Consider the following 8701-nt stretch of genomic DNA (forward strand, 5'->3'; position numbering starts at 1 on the left):
GAGGAGTTTGATTCATGCTCACAAGTATAATTATATTGACTCATAATCAATTACAATATACAAAAGAATGCATCCAAAGTATTAGAACTTATACAGAGGAAAAAGAATATGAGTTAATAGTTGTAGACAATGCATCAACAGATGGTACTGTAGAATGGTTACAAAAACAATCGGATATTTTGCTAGTGGAAAATGCGGAAAATATGGGTTTTCCAAAGGGTTGCAATCAGGGGATTAAAGAAGCAAAAGGGGATAACATTCTATTATTGAATAATGATGTGGTCGTAACTGGAAATTGGTTAAGTAACTTAATTCGGTGTCTGTATGAAAGTGAGGATACTGGAGCTGTAGGACCCGTAACTAATAATGCTGCTTACTATACTGCTATACCGACCTTTTATAAAGATATGAAAGAAATGCAGGATTTTGCAACTTTATATAATCAAAGTGATAAAAATAAATGGGAAGAACGTATGAAATTAATCGGATTTTGTATGCTTATAAAAAAATCAGTGTTAGATGAAGTGGGATTACTAGATGAACGATTTACACCAGGGAATTATGAAGATGATGATTTGTCATTAAGAATTTTTGAAAAAGGATATAAATTGTATTTATGTAGAGATACATTTATTCATCACTATGGAAGTGTCTCATGGAAAGAAGACAATTTGAAGTTTTCCGTAATCTTACACGCGAATAATATAAAATTGCATGAAAAATGGGGATTTTATGGTGAAGGTTTATACATTCATTATGATTTACTAGCAATTTTAGAGCGATTTGCGCCTGGTAAAGTAAATATTCTTCATCTAGGAGCTGGATGCGGTGCAACTTTATTAGAAATGAAAAGGTGTTATCGAGAGGCTTCCTTATTCGGGGCAGAAATGAATGAAAAAGCGGCATCTCTTGCAAATCGGACAGCTCCTACAACTTCTGTTGCATATGACAAGTTACATGAGGTATTTACAGATCAAAAGTTCCAGTACATTCTAATATCGCATCCTATTGAGTTAGCACAATTCCCTCAGGTCTTACAATCTATTTCGCAACTTTTAACACCAACAGGAACTTTCATTCTGTCGAAATTTAATTTGGAAAATTATAATGCACTAAAAAAATAATGCTTTCAAAATTTTCTCTTTGGCAATGAAACAAAACCGAGATCCAATATTGGATCTCGGTTTTTTGACGTGTGATAAATTACGAAATGGTTACTTGCAAATATATAGGGTGGTTTTTTATTTTGAAACAAAAGGATGCCCCTCGTAATAAAATCGCCAAGGATAATGAACAGCTTCTTCTGCATAGTCGATGTTAATACGGGGCCCTGCTGTTACTTTATATTGTGATGACATGTGTTCTTCTTCTGGAATTAATTCAATATGTAACGTATCACTTTGTAATGTTACACCACGCTCTTCCAAAGTAATGCTAAGTGCACGGCATAGTTTGCCGGGGCCGTTTGTTAAATTTTTATACTGCGCTTTTGTAATATCAGTTTTGTTATAGCGCGCTCGTTTCATTTCTTCGATTCCATCTACAGGTTCAAGAGCACGAATGAGAATTCCTTGCGGGATGCCAACTGGTGCTGTAATAACGTTAAAACAATGATACATGCCGTAAATTAAATATACGTAAGCATGACCTGGTGCGCCAAACATGACTTCTGTACGATCTGTTCGTCTGCCTCCGTAACTATGTGCGGCTTTATCATCTGGACCTTTGTATGCTTCCACTTCTACAATGATGCCGCTTCGTTTTATTCCGTCTACAATATGTACAAGTTTTTGTCCGAGTAACTTTTTTGCGATTTCTAACGTATCGCCTTCGTAAAAAGAAGGTGGTGCTTGCATTGTACTATCTCCTTTACCAGTTGTATATGTATATAGTAAACCAAATTTTCAGTAGTAATTCTAACTCGTTCTATTTGCTACATTTATTTCATAAATTATGGATAGAGTACAACAGCGAAGAGGGGGAGTGCGACATGATTTATCGCTTACTAGCTCTTAATATAGATGGGACACTACTATACAACAATGGAAAAATTGCAAAAGGATTACGAGAAACAATTGAATTTGTGAAAAGAAAAGATGTATACGTTACATTATTTACGAGCCGTAATTTTCAGTCCGCTCATAAAGTAGCAAAAGCGTTAAAATTAGATTCTATATTAGTGACACACGGTGGTGCTTTCGTTTCAGCAACGTTAGATAAGCCGTATGTTCAAAGGAGATTATCTGAAGAGAAGACTTTTAACATTGTGCAAGTATTGGAGCACTTTGATTGTAACGTACGTATTGCCCATGAACGTTTTTCGATAGGGAATCGTGAGAGAAATACACCAAACATAATTGCACGTACTGTATTATCAAGCGCAGATCCGTTATTTTATCCGGTTCAATTTGTAGATTCGTTAGGGGATGCGCTTCGTGATCATCCAGTAGCTGCGCCAAAAATTGATGTAATTTTCCATAGTAAAGGTGAAAAAGAAAGAGGGCTAAATACACTAAGAAAAGCGTTCCACGATATAGAGTATGTGGAGTGTGATCCGAAACGAATAGAGATTTTGCCGCAAAATGTATCAAAGTTACGTGGATTACAATTGCTTGGAGAGCATTTAAATATCTCGCTAAATGAAATGGTTGCGATTGGAGATAGTATGGAGGATTTAGAAGTAATTGAAAATGTAGGGCTCGGGGTAGCGATGGGGAACGCACCTGTACAATTAAAGCAAGCAGCAGACTGGATTACACGTTCAAATAGTGAAAATGGTGTGGAGTACATGATTAAAGAACACTTCCGTAAGCAATTCCCGCTTCCATTTTTGAAAAATCATAAAAATATATCGAAACGATAAAAGGAAAACGTAGCTTTTTGGCTACGTTTTTTTGTGTGCTTAAGATTCAATTTAAATCATTAGCATCTTTGCTCGTATTAGTGTAGTTTCGTGAAGAAGCAATATTTATGAAGTTGTAAATAGGATATAAAAATAAGGTAAAAGCTTCTGTATTGACCTGCAAACGCCCTTCAAGTAAACTAAAGAGAGTTTGCAAATGAAAAGGTGATAATGTTGTTAATTTCAATTAAAACGTTACAAGATGATCGTTTTTTACGTCCGCTACAAAATATTGGCGGCTTATTTTTTGAAGATAGTACGATTGGATTTGAACAAGAGGAAGCAAATCTTATCGTTGATATTCACATTGAGGATAATGTGAAAGCATCAGCTCGTTTAACGGATGTTAGCACAGGAAATGTGTATGAAGAAACATTCTCGAAAGATTTATCTGCTTTTACAGATGAAAAAGAGCGTATGAAGCAAGTGAAACACGTTGTTTCTTATGTATATCTTTCTGTCCTTCAGCAGTTAACTGGTATTGAACAAAGCTGGGGTATTTTAACAGGAGTACGTCCAACGAAACTTCTTCACAAAATGCTTCAAAATGGTATGTCAAAAGAAGAAGCGCACCAAGAACTTCGTGAAAGCTATTTAATTCATGAAGAGAAAATTGAACTTCTTCAGCGTATTGTTGATTGCCAATTAGCTGTAGTTCCGGATTTATACCGCTTGAAAGAGGAAGTAAGTATTTATATCGGTATTCCGTTTTGTCCGACGAAATGTGCATACTGTACATTCCCAGCTTACGCAATTAACGGACGCCAAGGATCAGTTGATTCATTCTTAGGTGGTTTACATTATGAAGTTCGTGAAATTGGTAAGTTTTTAAAAGAAAAAGGTGTGAAAGTTACGACGATTTATTACGGCGGCGGTACACCGACAAGTATTACAGCAGAAGAGATGGATATGCTGTATGAAGAAATGTATGAAGCGTTCCCAGATGTGAAAAATGTGCGTGAAGTAACAGTTGAGGCAGGCCGCCCAGATACAATTACGCCAGCGAAGCTAGAAGTGTTAAATAAATGGAATATTGACCGTATTAGTATTAATCCGCAGTCATACCATCAAGAAACACTAAAAGCAATTGGACGTCATCATACTGTAGAAGAAACAATTGAGAAGTATCATTTAGCTCGTGAAATGGGAATGAATAATATTAATATGGACTTAATTATTGGTCTTCCTGGTGAAGGGTTAGATATCTTCAAGCATACGTTAGATGAAACAGAAAAGTTAATGCCAGAATCATTAACAGTTCATACGTTATCATTTAAACGTGCTTCTGAAATGACGCAAAACAAACGTAAATATAAAGTAGCAGGTCGCGAAGAAATTACAGCGATGATGCACGAAGCAGAAGAATGGACACAAAAGCATAATTACGTACCATATTACCTATATCGTCAAAAGAATATTTTAGGTAACTTAGAAAACGTTGGTTATGCAATTCCGACGCAAGAAAGTATTTACAACATTGTTATTATGGAAGAAGTACAGTCGATTATCGGACTTGGATGTGGTGCTTCAAGTAAGTTCGTTCATCCGAAGACAGGTGCAATTACGCACTTTGCGAATCCGAAAGATCCAAAATCATATAACGATGGCTTTGTGAAATATACAGAAGATAAACTGAAAATTTTAGAAGAGCTATTTGTATAAGAGTGAAGAGGTTGTTCCAATTAGGAACAACCTCTTTTTTATCCCGTTTTACTGCCCGATTGGTGAGGGCTAAAGAAAACCATACTGATAAAAGTTTCACTTTATATTGTCAGTTTTTGTCGGTAAGTCGATATATTCGAAAAATCGCTGATATATTTCAAGTTACGGTCGATATATCCGGGAAATCGCCGATATAATTTCATTTAACGAGAAGTGGATCAAAAATACTTTCATTTGTAAAACTATGTCGATAATAATCAGAAAAATTAGTCAAATTATTAGAGGACAATGTCTAGTTATAGACGAAATGATAGATTTATGAAAGAGAAAAGGGGGAAAATGTTGGCATGTACATGACGATAGGGAGAATTTTCGATTTAGCTGTTGATAAGTATCCAAATAAAGAGGCGTTAGTGGAACCGGAAAAAAATATTCGCTGGACATATAAACAGTGGGATGAACAAATAAATAAAACGGCGCACGCTCTATTGGAAGAAGGGGTAAGAAAGGGAGATTGTGTATCTGTTTACTTATATAATTGCCGTGAATTTGTAAACGTTTACTTAGCTTGTGCGAAAATTGGTGCAATCTTTAACCCGATTAATTTTCGCTTAAAGGCAAAAGAAGTATCTTATATCATTCAGGACGCATCCTCAAAAGTAGTTGTCTTTGAAAAAGCAGTTGAGTCAACTGTTGCTATGATTGAACGAGATTTTCCAAGTACGTCTTTTTGGTATGTAGAAGACGATACACCTTCTTATGCAAGCTCCTACCACGAAAAAGTAAATGCAGCATCTCCTGAAAAAGTAGATATTGCAATTGATGAAATGGATTATTGTTCTATGCTTTATACGAGTGGTACGACGGGTCATCCGAAAGGTGTGCTGCATCGCCATCGCGATATGGCGGAGCACAGTATGATTTGTACGTATTTCCTAAAATATCATAGAGATAGCGCCGGGCTTGTAGTGGCACCTTTGTATCATTGCGGTGAGTTAAACGCTGGAATCATCCCACGCATTCAAGTTGGCGGAAAGAATGTTATTTTACATCATTTTGATACAGAAACAGTATTACATACGATTCAAGAAGAGAAGATTACAACATTCTTTGCAGCACCGACGATGTGGAATATGTTACTGCAAAAAGATTTAGCGCAATATGATTTAACGTCGATGAAGATCGGTGTTTATGGCGGGGCTGCGATGGCACCAGCGCTAGTGAAGGAATGTAAAGAACGTCTTTATATTGATCTTGTTCAAATATATGGAATGACAGAAATGGGGCCAGTTGTTGCATTTCTAGTAGAAGAGGATCAAATTACGAAAGCTGGTTCAGCAGGAACACCATGCTTTAGTCATGAAATTCGTATTGTAAAACCGAATGAAGATGCACCGGCAGAACCAGATGATGTATTGCCACCTTATGAAGTAGGAGAAATTATTTTACGAGGCCCAACTATGATGGCTGGCTATCATAACCGTGAAGAAGCAAATGCAAAATCGATGTATAAAGGATGGTATCATTCTGGTGATTTAGGCTACTTCGATAAAGACGGCTATTTATTCGTTGCAGATCGCGTTGATGATATGGTGATTAGCGGCGGAGTTAATATTTATCCTCGTGAAATTGAAGATTTCCTTCATAGTCATCCTAGTGTATTAGATGTTGCAGTACTTGGTGAGCCAGATGAACTATGGGGAGAGCGTGTCGTAGCAGTTGTTGTGAAGAAAGATGAAACAATAACAGAAGCTGATTTAGAAACGTATTGTAAAGAAAGTGATGAATTAGCAGATTATAAACGTCCGCGTCATTATTTATTTGTGGATGAACTTCCTCGTAATGCGAGTGGGAAATTACAAAAATTTGTGCTGAGAGAGTCGTTGAAAGGTACGAAAAAGTAAGTAGTGGAGTGGTTGTCTATATAAATAAGGCTATCTTTCTTATTAAGGAAAGATAGCCTTATTTTTTTAGAATGATTGAACGTGACAGATTGTGTGAGCGAAAAGGGAGTGTTTATTTTCTATTTATAATTGGGATTTTATTATATTTAAATTTTATTTATTAGTGTGATATTTGGGTTTCGAAAGGAAATCATTCCTTTAAAATAAAGGTATATTAGAATTAAATGATAACGATTTAGATATATCAAAATAATAATTAGAGTTTGTGTATGGTGTTGGTGGAATGAAATTATTGGAGGGCAATATTGATGAGCATATTTGAAAGGAAAAGACAGTTAGTCATCAGATGACCTTATGACCGAAATGGTCATTTAGTATATTTTGGTAGCATGATTATCTTAACAAATTAATATGTAAATGAACAGTCTTGTAATGCATTTTTATAAGGAATATTATTTATTGTTGGCTGCCCAAAAAGAAGTACAGTGGAATGACATGATTCAGTAAGTGAGTGATTAATGAATTGTGTTGTTTATCGCTTTACGTTGTGTGACTAATGGTCATTTGATGCTGCAGATAATCTAGTCGTAACTTTTTCAAGGTGGTTAAAGAGAGAGAGAGAAGATTTAATAACAGAACAAAGTGATAATTAAAGTTGGAGGCGTTATGAGTACATATTTAAAAAGAATATCTGTAATTTGTTTTATTTTTACCGTGATAATAGGGCAAGTTTTTACACCTATTATAGGACATGCTCAAGAATTAAGAACATCGGGAATAGTCGATAGTTTTACAATCGAAAAAACAAAATTAACTTATGGGGAAAAGACTAGCATACATGTAAACTTTAGCGAAAAACCCGGCAAAGAGATGAAGGCAGGGGATACATTAACGTTAGCGCTACCGCCAGAATTAATAGGATTTAGTGGTACGATTACATTAAAGGATGAGTCAGGACGTGTTTTCGGTACGTGCCAGATTAATGCAAATAGTGTAGTTTGTACATTTAATGAGACAGTAGAGGAACGCGAAAATATTCGTGGGAGTTTCAATTTCACTGTCCAAGCTATGAATGTAGAAGCAGGAAAAACGAAAGATATACAAACAAACTTAGGGACAGATTTAGAAAAACAATCGGTTAGCATTACTCATCCGAAAAGTGAAGGTAACGAACCGGGAATCTTTTTCTATAAAGTTGGTGATATTCAACCAAACAACAGTGATGAAGTACGTTGGTTTTTAAATTTTAATTTAAAGAAACAATATTTACACAACAACATCGTTTTGAAAGATACTTTACAAGAGGGGCAATTACTTAAAAAAGATAGTTTTACTGTAACTATTAATAATAAAGAATATTTGTCTCTTGAGCAATTTCAACAGCGAGGCTATGGATATATAAATTTTACGGGTGATAACTCGTTTGAAGTTGTAATTTATAGACATATGGGGAATGCTACTTCATTTACTGTTGCTTATAAATCAAAGATAACTGACAGCGGAAAAAAGTTAAAATTTCTACAAAATGACTATAAACTTGATTATCAAATTTTAAATGAAAAGCCTACTTCTGAATCTAATAGCGCAAAGGTTGAAAATATATCATTTGGCGGCGAAGCTGAAGGCGATTTACCTGCAAAAGGAACGCTGCAAATTGTTAAGCATATTGAAGGGAACGAAGGGAAAGTTATCCCAGGTGTTTCTTTTGAATTGTATACAGAGTCAGGACAGAAAATTGGTGATTCTTATACAACAAATGAAGAAGGAATAGTTGAAGCTCCGAATCTTACTCCAGGCAATTACTATGTGCAAGAAATTTCTGCCCCGAACTACGTAGAGTTTGATCCGAAAGCAAAAATTCCTTTCACAATTAAGAAGGATGATGTAAACGGAATAAAACTTATGATCCCAAATAAGTTAAAAACTACATCTGTTATAGGAACGAAAAAGTGGGAAGGCGACAAAGTAAATGATCGCCCAGAAACAATCAAAGTGGACTTACTGCAAAATGGTAAAGTTATTGCAACAAAAGAAGTTACTGCGGCAAATGATTGGAAATATGAGTTTGAAAAGTTACCAGCAGTTGATAATGAAGGAAAAGCTTATAAGTATGAAGTGAAAGAACAACCAGTATCAGGATATCAGTCGAAAGTGAATGGATATGATATTACAAATATAAAGATCCATGAAGCAACAGAAGTAGAAGAGCAAGGTAAAGAAGAAACAACAGAAG

Annotated in this window: 6 protein-coding genes; 5 read left to right on the top strand and 1 reads right to left on the bottom strand. The window is 35.4% G+C overall.

Features of this window, described 5'->3' with window-relative positions; translation table 11 throughout:
- The first annotated feature begins 14 nt into the window (after nt 1-14).
- Nucleotides 15-1124, top strand: coding sequence for a glycosyltransferase (locus tag DN410_RS21055; protein ID WP_149177913.1), 1110 nt, complete (start codon nt 15-17; stop codon nt 1122-1124).
- Nucleotides 1125-1241: 117 nt separating this feature from the next.
- Here the strand turns inward: DN410_RS21055 and DN410_RS21060 are convergent, their stop codons facing one another.
- Nucleotides 1242-1856, bottom strand: a complete 615-nt coding sequence (locus tag DN410_RS21060) for a DNA-3-methyladenine glycosylase (protein WP_149177914.1) — start codon at nt 1854-1856, stop codon at nt 1242-1244.
- Between the two features lie 134 nt (nt 1857-1990).
- Here DN410_RS21060 and DN410_RS21065 point away from each other — a divergent pair, with 134 nt between their 5' ends.
- The 4 genes from DN410_RS21065 to DN410_RS21080 form a co-directional block, all read left to right on the top strand.
- Nucleotides 1991-2863, top strand: coding sequence for a Cof-type HAD-IIB family hydrolase (locus DN410_RS21065; protein WP_149177915.1), 873 nt, complete (start codon nt 1991-1993; stop codon nt 2861-2863).
- Nucleotides 2864-3073: 210 nt separating this feature from the next.
- A complete protein-coding gene (locus tag DN410_RS21070) occupies nt 3074-4564 on the top strand; it encodes a coproporphyrinogen III oxidase (protein ID WP_149177916.1) in 1491 nt (496 codons plus the stop codon).
- Between the two features lie 347 nt (nt 4565-4911).
- A complete protein-coding gene (locus DN410_RS21075) occupies nt 4912-6468 on the top strand; it encodes a fatty acid--CoA ligase (RefSeq protein ID WP_149177917.1) in 1557 nt (518 codons plus the stop codon).
- A gap of 666 nt (nt 6469-7134) precedes the next feature.
- Nucleotides 7135-8701, top strand: a 1567-nt coding sequence (locus tag DN410_RS21080) for a Cna B-type domain-containing protein (protein ID WP_149177918.1), incomplete at its 3' end; no start/stop codon positions are given.

The organism is Bacillus sp. SH5-2 (genome assembly GCF_008368905.1).
GTDB classification, from domain to species: Bacteria; Bacillota; Bacilli; order Bacillales; family Bacillaceae_G; genus Bacillus_A; species Bacillus_A luti.